The following is a 24,211-nucleotide window of genomic DNA, read 5'->3' on the forward strand; positions in this document are numbered from 1 at the left end:
AATATAAAAAAGCCCCGTCTTAAACGGGGCTTTTTTTGTTGTCCGCCCTAACTTGCTGTAATCACAGAAAACCCCGCCAAATGGCGGGGCTTTCATTTCCGCTATATCAGGAGGCTGCTGTCCCCTTCTCCTCTTCCGTCGAGGGCGAATAGCGCAGCACCGGATTACGTGCCGCGCCGGTTTCATCAAGCCGCCTGCGAGGGGCGAAATGCGGCGCTCCTTGAAAATACGCCACGTCCCCCGACTTCGCCCGTTCCAGCAGATGCCGCATCGCGCCAATGAACTGATCCAACGTCTCCCGACTCTCACTTTCCGTTGGCTCAATCAGCATCGCCCCATGCACAACCAGCGGGAAATACATGGTCATAGGGTGGTAACCCTCATCAATCATTGCCTTGGCAATATCCAGTGTGGTGACACCGGTGCCCTTGAGCGTGCTGTCATCGAACAGCGCCTCATGCATGCAGATTCCGTCAAACGGTGAGTTCAGCATGTCATTAAGCCCGACCCTAACATAATTGGCATTCAGAACCGCATCTTCGGCAATCTGGCGAAGACCGTCCGCCCCATGGCTCTGCATATAGGCAAGGGCGCGGATAAACATGCCCATCTGGCCGTGAAACCCCTTCATGCGACCGAAGCTGTCCTTCGCAAGGCCATGACGTGTCTCCAGAAGCTCAAAACCTGCCTCTCCCTGCACGACATAGGGCAAGGGCGCGAAGGGCGCCAGCGCCTCCGACAGGACGACAGGCCCTGCGCCGGGCCCTCCTCCCCCATGGGGAGTGGAGAAGGTTTTATGCAGATTGATATGCATGGCATCCACGCCGAGATCGCCGGGACGCACCCGCCCCAGAATGGCGTTGAGGTTGGCCCCGTCACAATAGAAGTAACCGCCGACCTCATGGATCATATCGGCAATCTGTTTCACTTCGGTTTCAAACAGCCCACAGGTGTTCGGGTTTGTCAGCATCACCCCGGCAACATCAGGGCCCAGCTTTGCCGCGAATGCCTCCAGATCCATCCGGCCATCTTTCCGTGCCGGAACTGCGTCAACCTTATATCCACAAAGCGCCGCTGTTGCCGGATTGGTGCCATGCGCCGATTCCGGGACCAGAATGCGCAGCCGTGTTTCACCTTTCGCTTCATGCGCCGCCCGGATCGCCATCACACCGCACAGCTCCCCATGAGCGCCCGCCGCGGGCGACATGGCCACTGCCGGCATACCGGTAATCGTTTTCAGCCAGTGCGCCAGACTGTCGATCAGCTCCAACGCCCCCTGTACCGTGCTGGCCGGTTGAAGCGGATGCAGATCGCCAAGACCTGAAAACCGCGCCACCTTCTCATTGATCCGCGGGTTATGCTTCATCGTACAGGAGCCAAGCGGGTAAAAACCCGCATCAATGGCGTAATTCTGACGGCTGAGACGCACAAAATGACGCAGCACCTGCGGCTCGGACAAATCGGGAAGACCAATTTCGCCTTTGCGCGCCAGATTGCCAAGGCGGCTTTTCACGGGCGCAGGTTCTTCCATATCGACGCCGACACGGCCGGGCACGCCCTGCTCGAATATAAGCGGGGTTTCAAGCGCAAGGCCATGATTCCCGGTGAAAGTTTCCACCGTTACCATATTGTCATCCGTTTCCATTGGCTGTGTCGGGCGCCCTACATTATTCAACATCAGAGCACCTCTCTCAGCGCTGCGGCAAAAGCATTCATATCCGTCTCCGTGCAGGTTTCCGTTGCGGCGACAAGCAGCAGATTGGCCAGTTCCGGCTGTTCGGGGATCAGGCGGGAGACGGGAACACCGCCCAAAATACGCCGCGCTGCCAGCTTCTCAACCACGGTGGCCGCCTCTGTTGGCAGCTTGACGGTGAACTCATTGAAAAAGCTGTCATTGAGAATTTCAACGCCATCAATTTTTTCCAGCCTGTCCGCCAGCGTGGCGGCCTTGGAATGATTGAGCGCCGCCAGTTCGGTAAAACCGGTCTCGCCGAGCAGGCTCATATGAATGGTGAAGGCGAGCGAACACAGCCCCGCGTTGGTGCAGATGTTACTGGTCGCCTTTTCGCGGCGGATATGCTGCTCTCGCGTTGAAAGGGTCAGGACAAAACCCCTCTTGCCATTCTGATCAACCGTCTGGCCGCAGAGCCTTCCCGGCATTTGGCGGACAAATTTCTGGCGGGTGGCCAGAAGGCCGACATGCGGCCCTCCAAAGGAAAGTGGCACACCGATTGACTGACCTTCCCCTGCAACAATATCCGCGCCCATCTCACCGGGTGATTTGACAGCACCGAGGGAGATGACCTCATTCACCACAACGACCAGCAGCGCCCCCGCCTCATGGCATTTCTCTGCCAGTGCGGAAAAATCCTGCAACCGCCCGAAAAAGTCCGGATTCTGCACAACGACACAGGCGATATCCGGCCCGATCAGGGAGGTGAAGTCCTCCACATCCGTAGCCCTCGCCGGAAGCGTAGCCGTCTCAAACTCGGTGTATTGCAGCGTTGTCGAGGTGACATCACGATAATGGGGATGCAGGTTTCCCGACAGCAGGGCTTTTTTGCGCCGCGTCACCCGGCAGGCCATCAGCACCGCCTCGGCGCAGGAGGTCGCACCGTCATACATGGAGGCATTGGCCACCTCCATCCCGGTGATCAGCGCGACCTGGGTCTGAAATTCAAACAGGGCCTGCAATGTGCCCTGGCTGATTTCCGGCTGATAGGGGGTGTAGGATGTCAGAAACTCCGATCGCTGGATCAGATGGTCGGCGACAGACGGAATATGATGCTGATAAGCCCCCGCCCCAAGAAAAGAGGGCACATCACCGGGGGAGAGATTCTTGGCCGCCAATGTCCGGAAGTTCTTCTCAACCGCCATTTCGCTTTGGTGCAGCGGCAGATCAAGCAGGCCATCGAGACGCGCCTCTTCCGGGATATCGGTGAACAGATCGTCTACCGATCCGACCCCGATTTTCGCCAGCATTTCCTTCCGCTCATTGGCGGTATGAGGCATATATCTCATTCGTCGAGGCCTTCAACAAAACTCTTGTATGCGGTTTCATCCATGAGCTCTTCAATCTCCGATGCATCCTTGATGCGGATTTTGGCGAACCACCCAGTATCCATGGCGTCTTCATTGACGAGGGTCGGCGCGCCTTCCAACTCGCCATTCACCTCGACAACCTCACCGCTGACGGGGGAATAGACTTCGGAAGCGGCCTTGACACTCTCGACAACTGCCAGTTCATCCCCCTTGCTTACATCACCACCGACAGACGGCAGTTCCACATAGACCACATCGCCAAGCTGACCTTGCGCATAATCGCTGATCCCTATTGTTGCGATATTGCCTTCCACCAGCACCCACTCATGATCTTCCGTGAACCTATAGGACATTCAATGCCTCCACTTGATGATTAACCCCGATAATAACGCTGTTCGACGAAGGGCATTTTCGCGACCATGGCCGGTCGCGGCTTCCCCCTGACAAGAAGATTTATTTTCGTTCCCACATCTGAAAATGCAAGCGGGACATAACCCATGGCGATGGGTATTTCGAGACTGGGAGAGAATCCGCCCGATGTGATCTCGCCGATGACATTGCCTGCCTCATCGGTAATTTCTGTATGTTCCCGCGCAGGCGCCCGCCCTTCGGGCAGGATCCCGACACGCCTCATCGCTGGTTTGTTGGCAATTTCCGCCTGAATGGCTGCCGCGCCGGGAAAGCCGCCTTCCGTCCGGCGCCGCTTTGAAATGGCCCAGAGAAGCCCGGCGGCAACCGGTGTCGTTTCCTCTGTCAGGTCATGTCCGTAAAGGCAAAGCCCCGCCTCCAGGCGCAGCGAATCACGCGCCCCGAGACCAATCGGCTTCACTTCCGCTTCGCCCAGTAGCTTACGGCAGAGCGTAACCGCCTGATCCAAGGGGATTGAGAGTTCAAATCCATCCTCCCCGGTGTAGCCGGACCGGGTCACAAAACAGGGAACCCCCGCAATTGTCATCTCGCGATAGGTCATGAACGGCATGGTGGCCACGTCTTTTGCGAATCGCGCCAGAACCTCCGCCGCTTTCGGTCCCTGCAACGCGACCAGCGCCCGATCGGCAAGCTCCGTCACCTCAGCCTGCCCGCGAAGGCCGTCCCTCAACAGGGCCGTATCCTGTTCCTTGCAGGCCGCATTGACGACGACAAACAGATCCGCCCCCCGACGGGTAACGATCAAATCATCCAGAATGCCCCCCTTGTCATTGGTGAGAAAGCTATAGCGCATTTCTCCGGGTGCAAGGGACTGGATATCGCCGGGAATCAGGCTTTCGATGGCCTTCGCGGGGTCTGCACCGCTGATAACAAGCTGTCCCATATGCGACACGTCGAAAAGGCCGGCTGCACTGCGGGTATGAAGATGCTCCTTAAGGATGCCATCCGGATACTGGACAGGCATGTCATAACCGGCGAAGGGCACCATTTTGGCGCCCAGCTCGACATGCAAATCAAAGAGAACGGTCTTTTTTATCGACGGATTTTCACTCATGGTTCGATCCCGGTTAATGACAAAGGACAAGCAACCCCGGCACGCAGCGCCGTGGCTTACCCCCTCTGTCTTATAACCTGAGAGATTTGACGTTACCGGCCCCTGTTGACAGAACCAGTAGCGCTTACCCCTTCGGTGAAATTACCAAGGTAATTTACTTTCCAGAGTTTCATCCCCCTGCGGTCCGTTTGCCTGAGAGTTTCCGGGGCGGTTGCTCCTTCGGCGATAGCCCCTTACGGCCATCTCTCCCGCCGGGATCGACTGAATGGGCGGAATAATATAGGCCGAAGCGGAATAGTCAAACGCTATTGAATCAAAGCACGAAATTAGCTTTGCAGACCCATCTGCTCTTTCGTCAGTTGAAATCCGATGATGATGACATAGTCATATCCGGTCTTAATACCGGTCAGCGGGATACGCTGTTCGATCTCTTCCTGAACGGCACCGCGCCGACGCCCTTCCGCAATTTCAACCGGGCTCGAAAAAACCTTTTTCGCCAGAATTTTACCATCCCTCTGGGCAATCGCGACGAAGAAGGGAAAATCCTCGCTCTGGCTGGTGGCGGCGGGACCTTTCGTTGCATCAATGCGCAGGATCAGATTTGCAACAACTGCCGTTTCATCGTCCACATACTGGCATTCCCCGCTGACCGGGGTAATGACCCCTTCAAAGCGGACATCAACGAGATCACGTCCCACTCCTTCGCGAAAGATCGTAATGGCGTCCGCGCCCGGCAACACTTCCACCTGCGGGCAGGGCAACGGCGCCTTCGGCCCGCTGAAAATGCTCATCACATCTGTATCGAAACTGCCGCTACAGGCCGAAACAGCAAAAAGCGAGCCCGCAAGCATCATCCCGCGTGACATATTTCTGAAGCAATCAACGAAAGACATTATGTACCAGCATTTTGAAATTCAATCAGTTTGCAAGCTCTGCAATGCACAGGCCTTGCTCCGGGTTCTGCCATGAAATCCGCCGCCGCGCCACGCGAAATTGACGGATTTTCCGATATGGCGGGATTATGGTCGAAAGTTCCTGCTTTGTGGCCCATTTTCCCGCCCTCACCACAATTTACGTTGCCTTGAACTGGCATTCCCCTTGAAACTGTTGTATGAGTTCCGCAAATCTAGAATGGACGGCCGGAAATGGCAAGCATTCACGAGACATCGGGCGGCTCAGGCCCGGGCCAGGATTGATCATGGAAAGAGAAAAGCGGACATTGCGGCTCGCCGCACCGCGGGGGTTCTGCGCCGGGGTGGACCGGGCAATACAGATTGTCGAGCGGACGCTCGAAAAATATGGCGCGCCGGTCTATGTACGCCATGAAATTGTTCACAACCGTTTTGTCGTCGAAAGCCTGGAGCAGAAGGGCGCTGTTTTTGTTGATGAACTGGCCGACATCCCAAAAGGCTATCCTGTAATTTTTTCGGCGCACGGGGTCGCAAAATCCGTCCCCGCCGAAGCGGAAAACCGGCAGATGTTCTATATTGACGCCACCTGTCCGCTGGTCAGCAAGGTGCACCGGGAGGCGGAACGCCATGAACGGGACAATCATGAAATCATCCTGATCGGTCATCGTGGTCACCCGGAAGTGATCGGCACCATGGGCCAGCTCGCCGAAGGGGAAATTACGCTGATCGAAACAGCGGAGGAAGCGCGCAACTTCCGCCAGAAACAGCCCGGTAAAAACCTTGCCTATCTGACGCAGACCACTCTCTCCGTTGATGAAACCCGGGATATTGTCGATATTCTGCGCGAACGCTTTCCCGGTATCGAAGCGCCAAAGAAGGAAGATATCTGCTACGCAACGACAAACCGACAGGCCGCCGTCAAAATCCTTGCCGACCGGTGCGATGGCCTGCTGGTTATCGGCGCGCCCAATTCGTCCAACTCCATGCGGCTGGTCGAGGTCGCGGAAAAGGCCGGCTGCCCCAATGTCGCCCTGGTCCAGCGGGCGAGCGATATCCCCTGGGATTGCCTGAAATCTGCAAAGACGGTTGGCATCACGGCGGGCGCGTCCGCCCCCGAAACGCTGGTCGAAGAGGTTGTTGCCGCCTTTTCAGAACGCTACGACGTTACGGTTGAGGAAATCGTCACGAACGAAGAGCAGGTCGTTTTCAAAATGCCAAAAATTCTTGCCTCCGAAGCGGCAGAATAAGGATGGCCGTTTATACAGAGATTTCCGATGACGAGCTGGATGCCCTGCTGGATCAGTATGATCTCGGACAGGCGCTGTCGTGCAAAGGTATTGCCGAAGGGGTCGAAAACTCCAACTTTCTGCTGCATACGGAAGGCGGATATTTCATCCTCACCCTGTATGAAAAACGCGTGAATGCGGAGGATTTGCCATTTTTCCTCGGCCTGATGGAGCATCTGGCAGCGGGCGGTTTCATGTCCCCCACGCCGGTCACCACCAGGGATGGCCGCAACCTCACCGAAGTTGCCGGACGCCCTGCCGCCATAATCGAATTTCTTGACGGACGGTCCGTCCGGCGGACCACGCCCGCTCACTGCGCCCTGCTTGGACAAACACTGGCAAAACTCCATACCATCGGCAGTGATTTCACACTGAAACGGCCCAATACATTGTCATTGGCAAGCTGGCGCCCCCTGTATGAGGCCTGTGCACGCAGCTGCGCGACCAGTCTGGAGCCGGGCCTGCTTTCCGAAATTGAGGCGGAGATCACCTTTCTGGAGGGCCATTGGCCGTCAGACCTTCCCTCCGGCGTGATCCATGCGGATCTATTCCCGGACAATATTTTCTTCCTTAAAGAGGAAGTCAGCGGCGTTATCGACTATTATTTCGCCTGTAACGACTTTTTCGCCTATGACCTTGCCATATGCCTGAACGCCTGGTGCTTTGAAAGCGACGGCAGTTTTAATATTACCAAGGCGCGCAAGCTGCTGAATGGATATCGGGAAATCAGGCCCTTTTCACAGGAAGAGCTGGCGTTTCTGCCCCTGCTGTGCCGCGGGGCAGCGATCCGGTTTCTGCTGACACGCCTTTACGACTGGCTTAACCAGGTTGAAGGAGCCCTCGTCAAGCCAAAAGACCCGATGGAGTATTTCCGGAAATTACAATTTCATCAGGCGGTGAGCAGTGTCGCCGCCTATGGTCTGGACTGACAGGCCGGGGATCAGCCAAACAGGGAATCAATCTCATCCTGTGATATTTCATGCCCTTCGGGGCGCGGACCGCTGAGTTCGACATCTTCATCAAACTGCGGGACGAATGGAACCACCTCCATATCCTTGAATTCATCTTCCCCACCCAGAATATCAACCATCTTGGTGATGCGTTCATCAACGAAGCCAAGAGTGGCAACAACCTTTGAAATTCTCTGTCCCGTTACATCCTGAAAATTACAGGCTTCATAAATCTGCATGACGGATTTGCTGATCGCTTCAATGCATTCCGTCTCTTCGGGAGACCCGGCGTTAAGCTCAAGGCTTTCATTCTTGTCCTCGATAATCTCCACCGCTTCCAGAATGGAATTAGTCGCGGCTTCTGTATCGCCAACAACCGCGCCGAGCTGATCGGTGACGGAGTTCAGCTTCTGCCCATGTCTGGAGGAGTTGAGCGATGCAATTTCCCGCCGCGTTTCATGAATGACATCCGATAGTTCCTGCAATTCCTGATGCAGCCGGGCCAGTTCCGCAACCGCCTTTGATTCCACGTCATCGACCGGCGATGCAGGACGGGAGCTGTCATCAATCCCGAGCCCGGCCTTGATTTCGACCAGGGCGTCCATAATTTCCTTGTATTGCGCGGAGTTGATCGTGGAGACTTCCGATCCAATAGCCTCGTATTCGGCTCCGCCAAGCTTCCGGATTTCCGCCGAGAATAGTTTTTTCTGCATATTGTCCACTCCACTTCATCGCGGGAAAGAGTAAGGGTTCCCGCCTTGACCCTGGAGCAGCATAGGTAAAAGCCGCTAATTTTAGGTTAAAGAAATACCGCCGCAGGATTTGCCGTCCCCCTTTAACCATGCTAAGAGCCGAAACGCCGGACCAGTGTCATATATCGCGTATCGGGAGTTCCAGTATGTCGGAAAATATTGTTGTGATTTATACGGATGGCGCCTGCTCCGGAAATCCCGGTCCGGGAGGATGGGGCGCCCTCCTGCACTATAAAGAGCAGACAAAGGAACTTTGCGGCGGCGAGATGGAAACCACTAACAACCGCATGGAACTGACCGCCGCAATAAAGGCAATCAGCGCGCTGAAACGCCGTTCCGTGGTGGAGCTTCACACCGACAGCACCTATGTCAAGGACGGCATTACCAAATGGATGGAAGGCTGGAAACGCAACGGCTGGAAGACAGCGGCCAAAAAGCCGGTAAAAAATCAGGATCTCTGGCTGGCGCTAGATGAGGCGATTTCCCAACATCAGATTCGCTGGAAATGGGTCAAAGGCCATGCGGGCGATCCGGGGAACGAGAAGGCGGATGAGCTCGCGAACAAGGGGATGGAAAAGTTCAAAAAGAAACGTTGAGAATTCCCGATAAAGGCAAAAGGGGAAAGCATCGCCTTCCCCTCACCGCCGTTAGAGCTCGGAGTGACCTGCGTCAGAGCTGCCCGAGCAGCGTATCCGCATCAGACACTTCGAAGCCGCCCGTCTCTTCAAGGTTGAGTTGCTTGACCACGCCATCATCTACCAGCATCGAATAACGGCGGGACCGCACGCCAAGCCCCGCGCCCGAGGCATCAAATTCCACGCCCATTGCCTTGGTGAAGGCCGCATCGGGATCAGCAACCATCTTGATGTGGCCCGCATTGTGATCCTTGCCCCAGGCCGCCATGACAAAAGGATCATTCACCGAAAGGCAAACAATCTCATTGACGCCTTTTGCCGACAATTTTGCCGAATTATCAACGAACCCCGGCAAATGCTTTGCCGAACAGGTCGGGGTATAGGCCCCGGGAACCGCAAATAACGCGACTTTCTTGCCACCGAACAGATCCGCCGTTGACATTTTCGTCGGTCCCTTCTCGGTCATCATCATCAAATCTGCATTCGGAAGTTTGTCACCAACTTTTATCGTCATCATCATTTCCCATTTCAAAGTTGCGGCGTATCGCCCCTGATAACCTTAACATATATTGGCAGATGAAAATGAAAAGCTTTTGATATTTAGGGCTGCGGTTTTTTACTCTACCGCGACTCTTTTTTGCGTGGCGCGCTCCCCGTCAATAATCGTCACCATGAGGTGCTGATCCGCGAGCCGGTCAGCTTTTGACGGCAAATCCGCCCTCATGAAAAAGCGGGCTTCCTGTCCCGCCGACATAAATTTCCGGGAAATCTCCTCGAAATAGCTGCCCGCCTTGCCCTCAACAATAACCTGCGGCGCGGCAAGCGGCTGCGTACTCAGAACGATCAGGGTAAACTTCCCCTCCTCCGTCGCCTGCACGGCAACATCCGTAGCGATGGCGCCGACTGCGCCTGCCTCAGCCGGAACGCGGCGGGCGAAGGTTTCTATCAGGTCCGCCTCGCGGGAGCGTACAGCCGCGCCTGCGGCCAGTGACAACTCCAATTCCTGTTCATAGGGGATGCAGATCTTTTCGCATAGTCCGAGTTGCAGACGCAGCTTCAGATCGAGCGGTGCGCCTTTTTCTTCGAGAACCACATCTATGGGAAAAACAACTTCGTCTTCATATCCCCAGCTGCCGATGCCGTAGGATTCGAAATATTCCGGGACCGGCCAGTGAATATGCGCTGCATCCAGATTGCGTGATCCGCTCCAGTCGAATGTTGGCGGGATGCCAGCCTCTCCCGGGCTGCGCCAATAGGTTTTCCATCCGGGCGCCAGGCGAATTTGCACACCGATCCGCACCGCCTCCTGTCCCTTTGTTCCTTCTACGGCGGAAACCAGTTGAAGGTGCGCCTGCTCAAGAACCGGTGGGCCATCGGCTGTCGCAACCAGCGGATTACCGGGCAGGCACACAAAAAATACGGAAAAAAACAGGCCGATTGTGGCGATTTGAGGATTTTTCATTGCCGATGTACTTCCATCTTACAATGGGATTTCAACCGCTTATATAAAAGATTATTAAGGGTTGGTGTGTCACAATCGCGTCATGAATATCACCACGCTCTGGGCTGCTCTATAACAGATACATATATTCATACTATGACGATACATAAAATCGAAGGCGGATATCTCGACGGTAAGTTGCTGGTTGCCATGCCAAACATGAGCGATCCGCGATTTCAGAAGGCCGTTATTTTGCTCTGCGCCCATTCGGATACCGGCGCTATGGGTATCCTGCTCAACCGGTCGCTCGACGCCCTCAGCTTTGATGACCTGCTGGAACAGCTCGATATTCCCAAAACGGATAAGGACAGCCATATCAATATCCATTTCGGCGGTCCAGTTGATACCGAACGCGGTTTCGTTGTCCATTCCACGGACATCCTGTATGAAACAACACTCAAAATCGGGCAGGATATGGCCCTGACCGCCACCGTTGACATGCTGAAAACCATCGCAGGCGGCAGCGGTCCGGAAAGCAGCTTTCTCGCTCTCGGATATTCCGGCTGGGGCCCGGGGCAGCTTGAACAGGAAATACAGGAAAATGGCTGGCTTGTCGTCGATCCGGATCTTGATATCGTCTTCGGACCGGAACTCGATTTGAAATGGGAAGTCGCCATTCACAAACTCGGGATTGACCCTCGTCTGCTTTCAGGTGACGTGGGGCACGCATAGGCAGACCGTCCTAACGCGGGGCAACAGGGTCTTTGTCCAGCAGCGCATAAAGCAGATGGTCGTGCCAGACGCCGTTGATGCACAGATATTCCCGCGCCCGCCCCTCCCGGGAAAAACCTACTTTTTCAAGCAGCTTCGAACTTGGAATATTGGATGGCAGGCAGGCCGCCTCGATCCGGCGTAAACTGAATTCATAAAACAGGAAAGGCATCAGGCCGCACAGCGCCTCAAACATATATCCTTTGCGGGCATGCGGTGCCCCCGTCCAATAGCCGATGGTGCCGGTCTGGGCAACGCCGCGGCGGATATTGCCAAGCGTGATACCGCCGACAAGATCGTCGCTATCGCGGCGGAAGAGAAAAAAGCCTTGCCCCTGATCGTCTCTCACATCCCTTGAAATCCGGCGGAGCCGGGCGCGGAAACTTGCTTTCGACAGGGAATCCGGACCCCATAACGGCTCCCACGGGACAAGGAAAGAACGACTTTCCCTCCGCAATTCCGCCCATTGCTCCCAGTCTGACATTTTCGGGGGCCGCAGGATGAGACGTTCGGTTATCACCTGCGGCGCGCGTCCCATCAGTGACAACTTTTCAAGCATCCCCCCGCCCCCGTCATTCGGACCTAGTTGAATCTGGCGGCAATCCGCTCATAGGGATCAAGGTTTTTGAGCGGTCCCAAAGCGGCAATCGTCGGCGTTACACCATAAAACAGCCTGCCCGCCAGATTTTTTACCTCCTCCAGGCTGACCGCATCAATGCTTTCAGTAATTTCCGCGGCGGGCAACACCCGGCCATAGATTTGCAACTGACGGGCATGCACTTCGGCCCGCGCCGCCGGCCCTTCCATGCCCATCAGCAGGGACGCTTTCAATTGCGCCTTCGCACGTTCGACCTCCGACGTCGATAGATCATCGCTGACCCGTCGCAATTCATCCGTCAGGACATGGCTGAGCTCATTGATGTGCTCTTCGCCTGTTCCGGCATAGACCGTGAACGTGCCCGAATCCATGAAGGAGGAGGCAAAGCTGAAAACCGAATAACACAGCCCGCGTCGCTCCCTGATTTCCTGGAAAAGTCGCGAGGACATTCCCCCGCCCAGCAGACCGGACAGAATTTGCAGCGCGTAATAGTCATCATCCATATAGGACGCGCCCGGTACGGAAAGCGCATAATGCACCTGTTCCAGCTTCCTCGCTTCCCGATAGTCGCCGCCCCGGTAAACGGCGGGCTCCATTTCATATCCCCCGCTCGCGGAAAGATCTCCAAAGGCCTCCTCCGCCAGCCGGACGAGGGCATCATGATCCACCGCCCCTGATGCGCTCAACACCATGCCGGGGGCCAGATAATGCCGGTTCATGTAATCGGCGATCATCCCTCTCTCAAATCCGCGCACCTGCGAAACCGTCCCCAGGATGGAACGGCCGATCGGTTGATCGGGATAGGAGGTTTCCTGAAGATAATCGAAAATGATATCATCCGGTGTGTCGAACGTTTGACCGATTTCCTGAACTATCACTTCTTTTTCACGAGCGATTTCCTGCTCGTCAAACACGGAATGTTGCAGTATATCGCTGAGGATATCAACGGCGAGGGGCACGTCATCTTTAAGCACCCGCGCATAATAGGCGGTCTGATCCCGACTGGTATAGGCATTGAGATGCCCGCCAACCGACTCAATTACCTCGGCAATCTGCAGGGCCGAACGTTTCGACGTGCCCTTGAACGCCATATGTTCCAGCACGTGGGAAATACCGTTTTCCGCCGCCGTTTCATGTCGCGCGCCGGTATCGACCCAGACTCCCACGGCTGAGGTTTCAAGACCCGGCATCGGATCCGAGATCACCCGTAAACCATTCTTCAACGTGGTGACTTTAACATCCATCAATTCATTCACCTCAATGCGGCGCCAAAATACGCGCCCGTTCCCTTATATAGGATTTTACCGTTTCAATATCATTAGGCAATTGCGCAAACCGCTCCTCGCGCGCGAAAAGGTCAGACATATGTTTAGGCAGGGCGGGGCGTTCACCCGTCGCCTTTTCCACCGCGTCCGGAAATTTCGCCGGATGCGCCGTTGACAGGGTAACCAGCGGGATATGGCTGTCTTTACGGCAGTTTTGGCCCGCGAACAGACCAACCGCAGTATGCGGATCGACCAATGTCCCCGTCTCCTCGAAAGTTCGGCGAATGGTTTCAATCGTCTCCGCTTCCCCGCACTTTCCGGCAGCGAAGAGACTATCATTCAGACGCAGCCGATCAATGACGAACCCGCCATCGCTGTCCAGTCGGGCCATCAACTCCGAGACTGCCGCCCCGTCACGACCATATAGATCGGCAAGGTAACGCTCAAAATTGCTGGAGACCTGGATATCCATGCTCGGGCTGATGGTGGGATCCACACCCGCCTTGCGGTATTCGCCGCTGTTGAAGAAACGGGACAGGATATCGTTGCGATTTGTGGCGACGATAAGCTGCTCGACCGGCAGCCCCATTCGGCTGGCGGCATAGCCTGCATAGACATCGCCGAAATTGCCACTCGGCACCGAGAAGGAAACAGGCCGGGCCGGGCCACCAAGACTGACCGCCGCCGTGAAATAATAGACGATCTGCGCCATCACCCGCGCCCAGTTGATGGAATTAACGGCGGAGACGGCAAGGCTGTCGCGGAAGTCGTGATCGTTGAACATGGCCTTGACCATGGCCTGACAATCATCAAAATCCCCCTCCACGGCGATATTATGGACATTCGCATCCAGCACGGTGGTCATCTGCCGCCGCTGCACTTCGGACACGCGCCCCTTCGGATGCAGAATGAAGATATCCACCGCTTCTCGGCCGCGGCAGGCTTCAATCGCGGCAGACCCTGTATCGCCAGAGGTCGCGCCAATAATGGTCACGCGCTTTCCCTGCCGGGCCAGCAGATGGTCATAAAGCAGGCCGAGAAGCTGAAGCGCCACATCCTTGAAGGCGAGCGTCGGGCCGTGATACAGCTCCATCAGGAAGTCATTTGCGCCCATCTGCCGGATCGGCACCACCGCCTCGTGGGAGAAGGCGGTATAGGCCTTCTCGGTCATGGCGTGGAAGTCCGCCGCCTCTATGCTGTCCCCGAGGAACGGTTGCAACAGAAACGCCGCCGCTTCTGCATAGCGCATTCCGGCAAGGGATTGGATATCGTCATGCGAAAACTGCGGCCAGCTTTCCGGCAGGTAAAGGCCGCCATCGCGCGCGAGACCCGTCAGGACCACTTCTTCAAAATTCAGTACCGGCGCTTTGCCGCGCGTGCTGATATAACGCACTGTCTAACTCCTTACACGGAACAAAAGGCGGCTGAGAGTAACCATATGCCGCCGCATCACGCAAGGGGGGATATCTCCAAAAGGCGTGCAAACTCCCGGCTATTAACGCCCTAAAGATACCGTTCCTGCAAATGCGCCTTGAATGCGGCAGCGGTGAGCGGTGCGCCCGTCGCCGACTTCAGGATATCATCCGTCGAGCGAGAACTGCCAAGCGCATGGACATTGTCACGCAGCCATTGCAGCAGGGGGGCAAACTCTCCTTTTTGCACCTGCGCTTTCAGAGCCGGGATAGTCTCCTTCGCCGCCTGGAATATCTGCGCCGCCGCCATAGCGCCGAGGGTATAGGTCGGGAAATAGCCGATCGCCCCGCCCGGCCAGTGAATATCCTGCAAACAGCCAAGCCGGTCATTGGGCGGCGTGATGCCAAGAGCCTTGCGCATCCCATTGTTCCAGGCCGCCGGAAGATCGGCGACGGGCAGGTCACCGGACAGCAGCGCCGTTTCCAGTTGATAGCGCAGGATGACATGCAACGGATAGGTGACCTCATCCGCATCGACCCGGATAAAGCCCGGCGCCACCTGCTGATAGAGGCGCAGGATATTGTCCATCTCCCACGCCGGCCCCGATCCGTTAAAGGCCGCCCTGATCCGCGGCAGCGCATAGACCATGAAGTCCGCACTGCGGGAAAGCTGCATCTCAATCAGCAGCGACTGGCTTTCATGCAACGCCATACCGCGCGCCAGCCCGACAGGCTGGGACCGCCAGGCTTTCGGCAGGCCCTGCTCGTAAAGGGCATGGCCGGTTTCATGCAGGGTCCCCATCAGGCTCTGCGTGAAATCATCCGCTTCATAGCGGGTGGTCAGCCGGACGTCATCAGGGACACCCCCCGTAAAAGGATGATGGCTGATATCAAGGCGTCCGTGATCAAAATTGAAACCCAGGGCCGTCATGAATTCAAGACCGAGGCTTCGCTGCACGGCTTCATCAAACGGGCCATCGGGCCGCAGACCCATGCCATAGCTTTTTTGCCTGTCCAGCACCGCCGCCAGAAAATCCGGGAGGAATCCTTCCAGATCGGCAAACAGCGGATCAATCATGGCCTGACGGCAGCCCGGTTCATACTCATCCAGCAAGGCATCATAGGGCGACAGATCAAATGCCGCTGACTTGGCGGCGGCAATCCGCTGCGTCAGTAAAACCACTTCCTCCAGATGCGGGCGAAGCGTGGCAAAATCATTATCCAGCCGGGCCGTGCGCCAAACCATTTCGCATCGCGACGTCGACCGCGAATGGGCTTCCACCAGATCCGGGTCCACTGCCGTCGCATGGCGCCAGCGATGGCGCATTTCCCTGAGATTGGAGCGCTGCCACTCGTCAAGGCTTGCGGTTGCGTCTTCCGCTTCCGTCAACAGATCCGCAATCTCTGGCCGGGTCAATGTTTCATGTGAAACAAGGCTGAGGGCGGCGAGCTGTTCGGCGCGCGCATCGGCGCCGCCCGTCGGCATCATCGCCGCACTGTCCCAATGCAGCATGGCCGCCGCCCCCGAAAGGGCCGAGAGCCGCGCAAATTTCTGCTCAAGCTGTTGATAGGCCGTAATTGGCTCAGGCATTTTTCTCATTCAGCGCCCGGCCGCGTTTCAGACCATAGAGCAGATAGATAATCACCATCGCCCCCGCCAGCCCCAGCCATGTGAAGGCATATTGAATATGGTTATTGGGCAGCGTGATGCGTGTCTGCCCGCCAATCGGCAGACCGCCCGGCACATTCGCCTTATCAAGCTCGACAAACACCGGCTCAACCGGAACCCCGAGATGTTCCGCCATCTCGTCAAGCTCCCCATACAGCCAGACATTATCTTCCCAGTTGTTATCCGGCATGAAAGACCAGGCCTTGCTCCAGGGTTTACGGACAATGCCGGTGACCGTGACCAGACCTTCAATCTGCCCTTCGGGGCGTGTGGCAGGCTCCTTGTTTGCCTCCGGCACCCAGCCGCGATTGACGAGAACAAGATCCCCTTCAACTGTGCGACGGAAGGGCGTGATAATCTGAAATCCCGCCCGTCCCTTGTCCGCATGGGCGAACAGGTGAATTTCCTTATCATGCTCAAATTCGCCGGTCAGGCGGACCCGTCGATATTGCCATTCTTTGGGATCAATATTTCCAGGAGGAAGCGTAACCGGAGCCTCCGCCAGCTGGCTGTTGATCGTGGCGACCAGATCGGTTTTCCAGTCATACCGGTTAATCTGCCACACCGTCAGCGCCAGCAGGATAAGAACGCATGGAATTGTCACCAGCGTCGGCACAAGCCCGGGGGAAAAATTTTTCATATCAATAACGCTCAATCTCTGAGCTGGCCTTATGCTTGATTTGCAGGGCGATCAGATAGGCCTTCGCGGGCCGCAACAGACCAACACTCAGAATAAATATGACCGGCAGCCAGATCGCGAGCTGCACCCAGTAAGGCGGGTGATAGATCAATTCCGCCATGACGGCAAGCCCGCAGACCAGAAAACCAACAATAAGTATAATGAAAACAGCCGGGCCGTCACCGCTGTTGACGGCGCTGAAATCCTGCCCGCAGGTATCACAGCAATCGGTAACATCCAGGAAACCGGAAAAAAGTTTCCCCTTTCCACAGGACGGGCATTTGCAGGTAAGCCCGGCGCGCAAAGGGGAAACTGGCATGCCATAGGAATATGCCATTACTTAACAGGTCAACTCCATGCAGGACCCGCGCCCCACCAGTAAATGGCGAAGAACAGGAACAGCCAGACCACGTCAACGAAATGCCAATACCATGCCGCCGCTTCAAAGCCGAAATGGTGGGTCGGCGTGAAATGGCCCTTCATCGCCCGGATCAGACAGACCAGCAGGAAGACCGTGCCGATGAACACATGGAAACCATGGAATCCGGTCGCCATATAAAAGGTGGACGGGTAAATGCCATCAGAGAAGGCGAACTGCGCATGGCTGTATTCATAAATCTGAACGCAGGTGAACGCGACACCCAGAATGACCGTCAGTGTCAGCCCTTGCACAAGCCCTTTGCGATCCCCATGCTGAAGCGCATGATGCGCCCAGGTGACAGTTGTTCCGGACAGCAGCAGGATAATCGTGTTCAGAAGCGGGATATGCCACGGATCAAACGTTTGAATGCCTTCCGGAGGCCAGACGCCGCCGGTGACTTCCGTCGGGAACAGACCCGCATTGAAATAGGCCCAGAACCAGGCGACGAAAAACATCACCTCGGACGCGATGAACATGATCATGCCATAGCGGAGACCTAGCTGGACAACCGGCGTATGGTGACCTTCATGCTCCCCCTCCCGGACAACATCACGCCACCAGGCGAAAGCCGTATACAAAAGGACAACCATGCCGACGGCGAAGACGGCATATCCTTTGTCATGCATCCACATAACGGCACCGATTGCCGTGACAAATGCCGCAATCGACGATAACGCGGGCCAGGGGCTCGGATCCACCAGATGGTAGTCATGCTGCTTGGCGTGAGAATCTGCCATTCTAAACTCCTGCAATTCGTCCGGATTTCATCCGGTCCTACTGATTATCAATATTTCCCGTTGGTCAATTTACATCAACCGATTTTTTATCGACTGTTGCCGACACATCCGTTTCTTCCTCTTCATCACTGACAAAGAAGGTATAAGAAAGCGTAATAACCTTGACATCCTTCGCGTTCGGGTCCTGATCAATGGCCGGATCGACAAAGAAAGTGACCGGCATTTCCACCCGTTCACCGGGCTTCAATACCTGTTCTGTAAAGCAGAAGCATTCGATCTTGGTAAAATACTGACCGACCTTTTGCGGCGTCACATTGAATGCCGCAGTTCCCGTCACCGTCTTGTCAGACGGGTTATAGGCTTCATAAAAGGCAAGGGCGGATTCCCCGACTTTCAACGTCATTTTATGCTGAACCGGTTTAAACGCCCAGGGCATGTCCCGCGCCGTGTTGGCGTCGAACTCAACCACGACCTCCCTGTCCAGCACCGTATCCGGGGCAAGGCTCGCCTGCTGTGTTGTTCCGCCATATCCGGTCACCCGGCAGAAAAGATCATAGAGCGGAACCGATGCATAGGCGAGGCCGACCATACCGGCCGCAACCGACGCCAGAATAAGTGCAAGACGTTTGGATTTTCCCTGTGTCTTTTTCATCAGCCTGTCGCTCCACCCGTCATCTTTACAATCGTGATAAGATAGAACAGAACCACCAGCGCCGCGAGAACGCCGCCAACGACAATGTTGCGAATGCGCCGCCGCCGGATAAAGTCATCATCCTTTGCCATATCAGATCACCGTGCGAGCCAAGCTTTCGCCGAGCAATATGGCGAATAGCAGAAACAGATAGAGCAGGGAAAAGGCAAAAAGCTGCTTGGCGCTTTTCTCATCCTTGCCTTGCCATACCTTCAACGCCAGCACAAGAAACAGGCCGCTCAAAACAGCGGAACCCGCCCCGTAAACCACGCCTGCATAGCCAAGAAAATACGGCATAACGGCAATCGGGAACAACAACACACTGTATAGAACAACATAGCGGCGGGTCACGTCACGCCCGGCAACAACCGGCAGCATCGGCACCCCGGCCTTGGCGTAATCAATATCGCGCCACAGGGACAAAGCCCAGAAATGCGGGGGCGTCCACATGAAAATAATGGCAAACAGCACCAGCGATTCAACGCTGACATCCCCGGTCACCGCCGCCCAGCCGATCATCGGCGGAAAGGCCCCTGCGGCACCGCCGATCACGATATTCTGCGGCGTCCGGCGTTTCAGCCACATCGTATAGACAAAAACATAAAAAGCGATGGTGAGGGCGAGCAGCGCCGCCGCCACATAATTGATCGCAAGCCCCATCAAAACGACCGACGCAACAGAGAGCACCGTCCCGAAGGCGAGGGCTTCATTCGCACTCACCCGACCGGCCGGGATGGGACGCTCTTTCGTGCGTTCCATCACCGTGTCGATATCCGCATCATACCACATATTAATCGCGCCGGACGCGCCTGCGCCGACCGCAATGCAGAGAAGCGCCGTAAACGCCAGCACCGGGTGCAGACTGCCAGGCGCAACCACCAGACCAACAAGGCCGGTAAAAACGACAAGCGACATGACCCGCGGCTTCAGCAGGGCGAAATAGTCGCTGACCCGCGTCAAATCCGTATTGACGCGGGCCTCGATCGTTTCTTTTACAACGCTTGTGTCAGACACAAGAAACTCCTCAGGCCTTATTTGATGACCGGCAGTTCATTGAACTGATGGAAGGGAGGCGGAGAGGACAGCGTCCACTCCAGTGTCGTCGCGCCCTCGCCCCACGGATTATCAACCGTTCTCTCCTTACGGACAAAGGCATGGATAACCGTGAACAGGAAGATCAGTACGCCGACGCCGGAAATATAGGATCCGATGGACGAAATCTCATTATAGCCGGCAAAGGCGTCCGGATAATCCGGGATACGACGCGGCATGCCCGCCAGCCCGAGGAAATGCATCGGGAAGAAGATCATGTTGACGCCGATAAAGGTGACCCAGAAATGCAGATGCGCAAGCTTTTCCGAATAGGTGTATCCGGTCATCTTGCCGAACCAGTAATAGAAGCCCGCAAAGATCGCAAACACCGCACCGAGGCTCAGAACATAATGGAAGTGGGCAACCACGTAGTAGGTGTCATGCAGCGCGACATCAAGACCGGCATTCGCCAGTACAACGCCCGTCACACCCCCGACCGTAAACAGGAAGATAAAACCAAGCGCCCAGACCATCGGCGGCTTGAATTCGATGGAGCCGCCCCACATCGTCGCAATCCAGGAGAAGATCTTGACACCCGTCGGAACCGCAATCACCAGCGTGGCGACCAGGAAGTACGCACGTGTATCAACATTCATACCGACGGTATACATGTGATGCGCCCAGACGATGAAGCCAACGGCGCCAATCGCGACCATGGCGTAGGCCATACCGAGATAGCCGAAAACGGGCTTGCGCGAGAAGGTCGACACAATCTGACTGATGATGCCAAAACCGGGCAGGATCAGAATATACACTTCCGGATGGCCGAAGAACCAGAACAGATGCTGGAACAGGATCGGGTCTCCGCCGCCCTGCGGCACGAAGAAGCTGGAACCGAAGTTGCGATCCGTCAGCAGCATGGTGATGGCGCCCGCCAGAACCGGCAGCGACAGCAGCAGCAGGAACGCCGTAACCAGCACCGACCAGACAAACAGCGGCATCTTGTGCATGGTCATGCCCGGCGCCCGCATGTTGAAAATGGTCGTAATGAAATTGATCGCGCCCAGGATGGAAGACGCACCGGCGATATGCAGGCTGAGGATGGCAAAATCGACAGCCATTCCGGGATGCCCGAGCGCAGACGAGAGCGGCGGATACATCGTCCAGCCCCCGCCGACACCAGTAGCGCCGGCCGGACCTTCCACAAAAATGGAAATCAGCAACAGCGCAAAAGCGGGCGGAAGCAACCAGAAAGAAATATTATTCATGCGCGGGAACGCCATATCCGGCGCCCCGATCATCAGCGGCACGATCCAGTTGCCAAAACCACCAATCATCGCTGGCATGACCATGAAGAAGATCATGATCAGCCCATGGCCCGTCACAAGAACGTTAAAGAAATGATAGTTGCCGTTCAGAAGCTGATCGCCCGGAAACTGCAATTCGGCCCGGATGAAAACCGACATGCCGCCGCCAATGATACCCGCAATAATCGCGAAAATCAGATACATCGTTCCGATGTCTTTGTGGTTGGTCGAATAGACCCACCGCTTCCAACCCTTCGGAGTATGATCGTCGTGTCCGGCTGCTGATGCGTAAGCCATTTTGTCTTGCCTCTTTCCTAGCCTGTTTATTCTGCGCTTGTCGCGGCAACCTTGGCGAATTTCATCGCCGGAGCGCTATTACTTGCAAACTGTTCTTTCGCCGTGACGAGCCAGCTTGCATATTCTTCCTTGCTGACGGCCTTGACCATGATCGGCATGAAACCATGCAGGGCACCGCAAAGCTCCGAGCACTGTCCGTAATACATGCCCTCTTTCTCGATCCTGATCCATGTCTCGTTCAAACGACCGGGCACCGCATCCATTTTCACGCCAAGAGACGGCATCGCCCAGGCATGGATCACGTCTTCAGACGTCACAAGAACCCGGATATTGGTATCCACGGGAAGGACAATCGCGTTGTCGGTCGTCAGCAGGCGCGGCTGGCCTTCTTTCAGGTCTTCCTCCTGGATCATCACGGCTTCGAAGGCGAGCCCTTCTTCATCCATATATTCATAACCCCAGTACCATTGATAGCCAATCGCCTTGAGAGTCATGTCCGGCTCTTCAATCCGGTCACCGAAATACAGCAGTTTCAGCGACGGAATCATGATGACAATCAGGATCATGATGGGAACCACGGTCCAGATAATCTCGATCAATGTGTTATGGGAAGTCTTCGACGGGGCGGGGTTGGCCCGCTTGTTAAAACGCAGGATTACGTAAATCAGCAGCGCCAGAACAAGCAAGGATATCGCACTGATAATCCAGAGCAGCAACTCGTGGAATATATGCTGTTCAGTCGCGACAGGAGAAAGCGCCTCCTGAAATGTCAGCTGCCAGGGCGAAGGCTGCCCTGCCCCTGCTGTCGCATTTCCCATTGTCAGGATCATGCCTGAAATTGCGGTCATAAATGCGACAAGATTTCTCACCATACTCATCTTTGCTTCCCGTCTGTGGTAACGTGACTATTTCTTATGGCTTTGCCTGTGAACCAGTATACCCCGGCCCGGCCTTATTTTGGACAGTTTTTTGATCCGGGCCGGCCCCTTGGCGGCAAATCAAAAAAAGCGATCCACTCGATTGCGCCGGAAACTACACCACCGATATGCTCCATAACAAGCCTGAGGTTGCATTTAATCGATTGAGCGGGTGAATTTTTTTTCAGCACGCTTTCGGAAAAAATGCAGTATCTTGTTATTTTTCAATATGTTAAAGCATATCTTCCTAACCTCCATTCGATAGCCTACACCCCCTTGATTTCAAAGGAATTGTGACATTTTGTCACAGCATATTGGCGCAAAATACTTGTCTCCTTTTAGAATCTTTCAAATCACTTTCAGCCTTGCCTCGACAATCCCCTTCAAAAGTCACATATTCCCTTAAACGGAATGATTTATGAAACGGCCGGAGCCATTTGATGACTGATATAACAACCGCCAACAACCTGTTCTTCACGCCGATGGGGATGGACCGGGGAAAGGTGGAAAAACAGGTCACGCAAGCCTTGGAAAATGCCGACGATGGCGAATTATACCTTGAATACCGCCAGTCGGAGGGATTTTCCTTCGATGATGGACGGCTGCAAAGCGCAAGTTTCGATACGACACAGGGCTTTGGTCTGCGCGCCGTCATTGGAGAGGCAACAGGCTTCGCCCACGCCTCAGAACTTAGTGAACAGGCGATCCGCAACGCGGCGAGTACCGTACAGGCCGTCCAGTCTGGCAAAAGCGGCGTGATGTCCCTGCCCGCCGCCGGATCAAACCGGTCACTTTATCGCGATGACAACCCGCTCAGCGAAATTCCGTTTGACGCCAAGGTCAAAGCCCTTGCGGAAATCGACGCCTACGCCCGGTCAAAGGACAGCCGCGTTGTACAGGTCTCCGCCTCTCTGGCTGGATCCTGGCAGGCCATCGAGATTATCCGCGCGGGCGGCGAACGGGCGGGCGATATCCGGCCTCTTGTCCGTCTCAATGTGACCGTGATCGTCGAGCAGAATGGACGGCGCGAAGCGGGTTCCTTCGGCACCGGTGGCCGTACCGGCTACGGCTTCTACCTGGAGGAGGCAACCTGGAAACGCGCCGTTGACGAGGCCTATCGCCAGGCTGTCATCAATCTTGACTCCGTCGATGCCCCGGCAGGCGAGATGGATGTGGTGGTCGGCCCTGGCTGGCCGGGCATCATCCTGCATGAAGCCGTCGGGCACGGGCTGGAAGGAGACTTTAACCGCAAGAAAACATCCGTTTTCTCCGGACTTATGGGCGAACGGGTGGCGGCACCCGGCGTGACCGTTGTGGATGACGGAACCATCCCGGATCGCCGCGGATCCCTCAGCATTGACGATGAAGGCACGGCGACAAGCTGTACCCCCCTGATCGAGGATGGCATTCTCGTCGGCTATATGCAGGATCGGCAGAATGCCCGCCTGATGGGCGTGGAACCCACCGGCAACGGCCGCCGGGAAAGCTACGCCCACCTGCCCATGCCGCGCATGACCAATACCTATATGCTGGCGGGTGACCGCGATCCTGAAGAAATTGTCAAGTCGGTCAAAAAAGGTCTGTACACCGTCAATTTTGGCGGCGGACAGGTGGACATTACCTCTGGCAAATTTGTCTTTACCTGCACCGAAGCCTATCTGATCGAGGACGGCAAGCTGACCGCGCCCGTCAAGGGGGCGACCCTTATCGGAACGGGAAGTGAGGCTCTCAAGAAAGTTCGCGCGATTGGCAATGATATGGCGCTGGACAGCGGTATCGGCACCTGCGGCAAGGCCGGACAGAGTGTGCCGGTCGGAGTCGGGCAACCCACGATGCTGATTGAGGGGCTGACCGTTGGCGGCACCGCATAACAGAACGGAATGGCGCGCATCAGGGCCTCTTATATGCCTGCTGT

At 55.9% G+C, this 24,211-nt stretch carries 25 protein-coding genes and 2 riboswitches; of the genes, 5 read left to right on the plus strand and 20 right to left on the minus strand.

Annotated features, from left to right (window positions below):
- Positions 1-106: 106 nt before the first annotated feature.
- The 5 genes from gcvPB to CMN55_RS05610 all read right to left on the minus strand — a co-directional run bounded on the left by gcvPB (position 107) and on the right by CMN55_RS05610 (position 5,418).
- Complete coding sequence (gene gcvPB, locus CMN55_RS05590; RefSeq protein ID WP_293948557.1) at positions 107-1,678, minus strand: aminomethyl-transferring glycine dehydrogenase subunit GcvPB; 1,572 nt, start codon at positions 1,676-1,678, stop codon at positions 107-109.
- The gene (gene gcvPA / locus CMN55_RS05595; protein WP_293948558.1) at positions 1,678-3,021 is read right to left on the minus strand and encodes an aminomethyl-transferring glycine dehydrogenase subunit GcvPA; all 1,344 of its coding nucleotides are present in this window, start codon (positions 3,019-3,021) and stop codon (positions 1,678-1,680) included. Before gcvPA ends, gcvPB begins: the two co-directional genes overlap by 1 nt.
- Positions 3,018-3,395 (minus strand): glycine cleavage system protein GcvH, encoded by a 378-nt coding sequence (gene gcvH, locus CMN55_RS05600; protein ID WP_293948559.1) that lies wholly within the window; start codon positions 3,393-3,395, stop codon positions 3,018-3,020. Before gcvH ends, gcvPA begins: the two co-directional genes overlap by 4 nt.
- A gap of 20 nt (positions 3,396-3,415) precedes the next feature.
- Positions 3,416-4,525: a glycine cleavage system aminomethyltransferase GcvT gene (gene gcvT / locus CMN55_RS05605; RefSeq protein WP_293948560.1), complete on the minus strand. Its 1,110-nt coding sequence runs from the start codon at positions 4,523-4,525 to the stop codon at positions 3,416-3,418.
- A gap of 63 nt (positions 4,526-4,588) precedes the next feature.
- Positions 4,589-4,692: riboswitch (glycine riboswitch) on the minus strand.
- A gap of 3 nt (positions 4,693-4,695) precedes the next feature.
- Positions 4,696-4,786: riboswitch (glycine riboswitch) on the minus strand.
- Between the two features lie 65 nt (positions 4,787-4,851).
- Positions 4,852-5,418 (minus strand): hypothetical protein, encoded by a 567-nt coding sequence (locus tag CMN55_RS05610; RefSeq protein ID WP_293948561.1) that lies wholly within the window; start codon positions 5,416-5,418, stop codon positions 4,852-4,854.
- 305 nt (positions 5,419-5,723) lie between these two features.
- Here CMN55_RS05610 and ispH point away from each other — a divergent pair, with 305 nt between their 5' ends.
- Both ispH and thrB read left to right on the plus strand, forming a co-directional pair.
- Entirely contained in the window at positions 5,724-6,683 is a 960-nt protein-coding gene (gene ispH, locus CMN55_RS05615; RefSeq protein ID WP_293948562.1) for a 4-hydroxy-3-methylbut-2-enyl diphosphate reductase, read from the plus strand.
- Positions 6,684-6,685: 2 nt separating this feature from the next.
- Complete coding sequence (thrB, locus tag CMN55_RS05620) at positions 6,686-7,651, plus strand: homoserine kinase (RefSeq protein WP_293948563.1); 966 nt, start codon at positions 6,686-6,688, stop codon at positions 7,649-7,651.
- A gap of 11 nt (positions 7,652-7,662) precedes the next feature.
- On the opposite strand, the gene CMN55_RS05625 is transcribed toward thrB, so the two are convergent.
- On the minus strand, positions 7,663-8,385 hold the full coding sequence (locus tag CMN55_RS05625; protein WP_293948564.1) for a hypothetical protein: 723 nt from the start codon (positions 8,383-8,385) through the stop codon (positions 7,663-7,665).
- A gap of 185 nt (positions 8,386-8,570) precedes the next feature.
- Between CMN55_RS05625 and rnhA the strand changes: the two genes are divergently transcribed.
- Entirely contained in the window at positions 8,571-9,020 is a 450-nt protein-coding gene (gene rnhA, locus CMN55_RS05630; protein ID WP_293948565.1) for a ribonuclease HI, read from the plus strand.
- 73 nt (positions 9,021-9,093) lie between these two features.
- Here the strand turns inward: rnhA and CMN55_RS05635 are convergent, their stop codons facing one another.
- Both CMN55_RS05635 and CMN55_RS05640 read right to left on the minus strand, forming a co-directional pair.
- The gene (locus CMN55_RS05635) at positions 9,094-9,573 is read right to left on the minus strand and encodes a peroxiredoxin (protein ID WP_293948566.1); all 480 of its coding nucleotides are present in this window, start codon (positions 9,571-9,573) and stop codon (positions 9,094-9,096) included.
- Positions 9,574-9,675: 102 nt separating this feature from the next.
- Positions 9,676-10,521 (minus strand): protein-disulfide reductase DsbD domain-containing protein, encoded by an 846-nt coding sequence (locus tag CMN55_RS05640; RefSeq protein WP_293948567.1) that lies wholly within the window; start codon positions 10,519-10,521, stop codon positions 9,676-9,678.
- A gap of 135 nt (positions 10,522-10,656) precedes the next feature.
- Between CMN55_RS05640 and CMN55_RS05645 the strand changes: the two genes are divergently transcribed.
- The gene (locus tag CMN55_RS05645; RefSeq protein WP_293948568.1) at positions 10,657-11,232 is read left to right on the plus strand and encodes a YqgE/AlgH family protein; all 576 of its coding nucleotides are present in this window, start codon (positions 10,657-10,659) and stop codon (positions 11,230-11,232) included.
- Between the two features lie 10 nt (positions 11,233-11,242).
- Here the strand turns inward: CMN55_RS05645 and CMN55_RS05650 are convergent, their stop codons facing one another.
- The 12 genes from CMN55_RS05650 to coxB form a co-directional block, all read right to left on the minus strand.
- The gene (locus CMN55_RS05650) at positions 11,243-11,830 is read right to left on the minus strand and encodes a GNAT family N-acetyltransferase (RefSeq protein ID WP_293948569.1); all 588 of its coding nucleotides are present in this window, start codon (positions 11,828-11,830) and stop codon (positions 11,243-11,245) included.
- Positions 11,831-11,853: 23 nt separating this feature from the next.
- Positions 11,854-13,113: a M16 family metallopeptidase gene (locus tag CMN55_RS05655; protein ID WP_293948570.1), complete on the minus strand. Its 1,260-nt coding sequence runs from the start codon at positions 13,111-13,113 to the stop codon at positions 11,854-11,856.
- Between the two features lie 13 nt (positions 13,114-13,126).
- Positions 13,127-14,527 carry a threonine synthase gene (thrC, locus tag CMN55_RS05660; protein WP_293948571.1) on the minus strand — a complete coding sequence of 467 codons (1,401 nt, stop codon included), beginning with the start codon at positions 14,525-14,527 and terminating at the stop codon, positions 13,127-13,129.
- Positions 14,528-14,637: 110 nt separating this feature from the next.
- A complete protein-coding gene (locus tag CMN55_RS05665; protein WP_293948572.1) occupies positions 14,638-16,137 on the minus strand; it encodes a carboxypeptidase M32 in 1,500 nt (499 codons plus the stop codon).
- Positions 16,130-16,855, minus strand: coding sequence for an SURF1 family protein (locus CMN55_RS05670; protein ID WP_293948573.1), 726 nt, complete (start codon positions 16,853-16,855; stop codon positions 16,130-16,132). The genes CMN55_RS05665 and CMN55_RS05670 overlap by 8 nt, the downstream gene beginning before the upstream one ends.
- Position 16,856: 1 nt before the next feature.
- Positions 16,857-17,213, minus strand: a complete 357-nt coding sequence (locus CMN55_RS05675; protein WP_293948574.1) for a DUF983 domain-containing protein — start codon at positions 17,211-17,213, stop codon at positions 16,857-16,859.
- A gap of 29 nt (positions 17,214-17,242) precedes the next feature.
- The gene (locus CMN55_RS05680) at positions 17,243-18,052 is read right to left on the minus strand and encodes a cytochrome c oxidase subunit 3 (protein ID WP_293948575.1); all 810 of its coding nucleotides are present in this window, start codon (positions 18,050-18,052) and stop codon (positions 17,243-17,245) included.
- A 64-nt stretch (positions 18,053-18,116) separates the two neighbouring features.
- Positions 18,117-18,704, minus strand: a complete 588-nt coding sequence (locus CMN55_RS05685) for a cytochrome c oxidase assembly protein (RefSeq protein WP_293948576.1) — start codon at positions 18,702-18,704, stop codon at positions 18,117-18,119.
- Entirely contained in the window at positions 18,704-18,835 is a 132-nt protein-coding gene (locus CMN55_RS05690) for a hypothetical protein (protein WP_293948577.1), read from the minus strand. The genes CMN55_RS05685 and CMN55_RS05690 overlap by 1 nt, the downstream gene beginning before the upstream one ends.
- Position 18,836: 1 nt before the next feature.
- Entirely contained in the window at positions 18,837-19,757 is a 921-nt protein-coding gene (locus CMN55_RS05695) for a heme o synthase (protein ID WP_293948578.1), read from the minus strand.
- Positions 19,758-19,774: 17 nt separating this feature from the next.
- Positions 19,775-21,379 (minus strand): cytochrome c oxidase subunit I, encoded by a 1,605-nt coding sequence (gene ctaD, locus CMN55_RS05700; RefSeq protein ID WP_293948579.1) that lies wholly within the window; start codon positions 21,377-21,379, stop codon positions 19,775-19,777.
- Positions 21,380-21,405: 26 nt separating this feature from the next.
- Entirely contained in the window at positions 21,406-22,257 is an 852-nt protein-coding gene (coxB, locus tag CMN55_RS05705; protein WP_293948580.1) for a cytochrome c oxidase subunit II, read from the minus strand.
- A 479-nt stretch (positions 22,258-22,736) separates the two neighbouring features.
- On the opposite strand from coxB, the gene tldD reads away from it, so the two are divergent.
- Positions 22,737-24,167, plus strand: coding sequence for a metalloprotease TldD (tldD, locus tag CMN55_RS05710; protein ID WP_293948581.1), 1,431 nt, complete (start codon positions 22,737-22,739; stop codon positions 24,165-24,167).
- The last annotated feature ends 44 nt before the right edge of the window (positions 24,168-24,211 follow it).

The organism is Sneathiella sp., assembly GCF_002694385.1.
Taxonomy (GTDB): domain Bacteria; phylum Pseudomonadota; class Alphaproteobacteria; order Sneathiellales; family Sneathiellaceae; genus Sneathiella.

Bases quoted from the DNA above. Each gene is read 5' to 3' on its own strand.
- gcvT (WP_293948560.1), bottom strand. From the start codon at position 4,525: ATGAGTGAAAATCCGTCGATAAAAAAGACCGTTCTCTTTGATTTGCAT.
- CMN55_RS05655 (WP_293948570.1), bottom strand. From the start codon at position 13,113: ATGGATGTTAAAGTCACCACGTTGAAGAATGGTTTACGGGTGATCTCG.
- CMN55_RS05680 (WP_293948575.1), bottom strand. From the start codon at position 18,052: ATGGCAGATTCTCACGCCAAGCAGCATGACTACCATCTGGTGGATCCG.
- gcvH (WP_293948559.1), bottom strand. From the start codon at position 3,395: ATGTCCTATAGGTTCACGGAAGATCATGAGTGGGTGCTGGTGGAAGGC.
- rnhA (WP_293948565.1), top strand. From the start codon at position 8,571: ATGTCGGAAAATATTGTTGTGATTTATACGGATGGCGCCTGCTCCGGA.
- gcvPA (WP_293948558.1), bottom strand. From the start codon at position 3,021: ATGAGATATATGCCTCATACCGCCAATGAGCGGAAGGAAATGCTGGCG.
- CMN55_RS05625 (WP_293948564.1), bottom strand. From the start codon at position 8,385: ATGCAGAAAAAACTATTCTCGGCGGAAATCCGGAAGCTTGGCGGAGCC.
- tldD (WP_293948581.1), top strand. From the start codon at position 22,737: ATGACTGATATAACAACCGCCAACAACCTGTTCTTCACGCCGATGGGG.
- CMN55_RS05685 (WP_293948576.1), bottom strand. From the start codon at position 18,704: ATGAAAAAGACACAGGGAAAATCCAAACGTCTTGCACTTATTCTGGCG.
- CMN55_RS05640 (WP_293948567.1), bottom strand. From the start codon at position 10,521: ATGAAAAATCCTCAAATCGCCACAATCGGCCTGTTTTTTTCCGTATTT.
- CMN55_RS05675 (WP_293948574.1), bottom strand. From the start codon at position 17,213: ATGCCAGTTTCCCCTTTGCGCGCCGGGCTTACCTGCAAATGCCCGTCC.
- CMN55_RS05670 (WP_293948573.1), bottom strand. From the start codon at position 16,855: ATGAAAAATTTTTCCCCCGGGCTTGTGCCGACGCTGGTGACAATTCCA.
- gcvPB (WP_293948557.1), bottom strand. From the start codon at position 1,678: ATGTTGAATAATGTAGGGCGCCCGACACAGCCAATGGAAACGGATGAC.
- CMN55_RS05690 (WP_293948577.1), bottom strand. From the start codon at position 18,835: ATGGCAAAGGATGATGACTTTATCCGGCGGCGGCGCATTCGCAACATT.
- ctaD (WP_293948579.1), bottom strand. From the start codon at position 21,379: ATGGCTTACGCATCAGCAGCCGGACACGACGATCATACTCCGAAGGGT.
- CMN55_RS05665 (WP_293948572.1), bottom strand. From the start codon at position 16,137: ATGCCTGAGCCAATTACGGCCTATCAACAGCTTGAGCAGAAATTTGCG.
- ispH (WP_293948562.1), top strand. From the start codon at position 5,724: ATGGAAAGAGAAAAGCGGACATTGCGGCTCGCCGCACCGCGGGGGTTC.
- CMN55_RS05635 (WP_293948566.1), bottom strand. From the start codon at position 9,573: ATGACGATAAAAGTTGGTGACAAACTTCCGAATGCAGATTTGATGATG.
- CMN55_RS05650 (WP_293948569.1), bottom strand. From the start codon at position 11,830: ATGCTTGAAAAGTTGTCACTGATGGGACGCGCGCCGCAGGTGATAACC.
- CMN55_RS05610 (WP_293948561.1), bottom strand. From the start codon at position 5,418: ATGTCTTTCGTTGATTGCTTCAGAAATATGTCACGCGGGATGATGCTT.
- thrB (WP_293948563.1), top strand. From the start codon at position 6,686: ATGGCCGTTTATACAGAGATTTCCGATGACGAGCTGGATGCCCTGCTG.
- CMN55_RS05645 (WP_293948568.1), top strand. From the start codon at position 10,657: ATGACGATACATAAAATCGAAGGCGGATATCTCGACGGTAAGTTGCTG.
- coxB (WP_293948580.1), bottom strand. From the start codon at position 22,257: ATGAGTATGGTGAGAAATCTTGTCGCATTTATGACCGCAATTTCAGGC.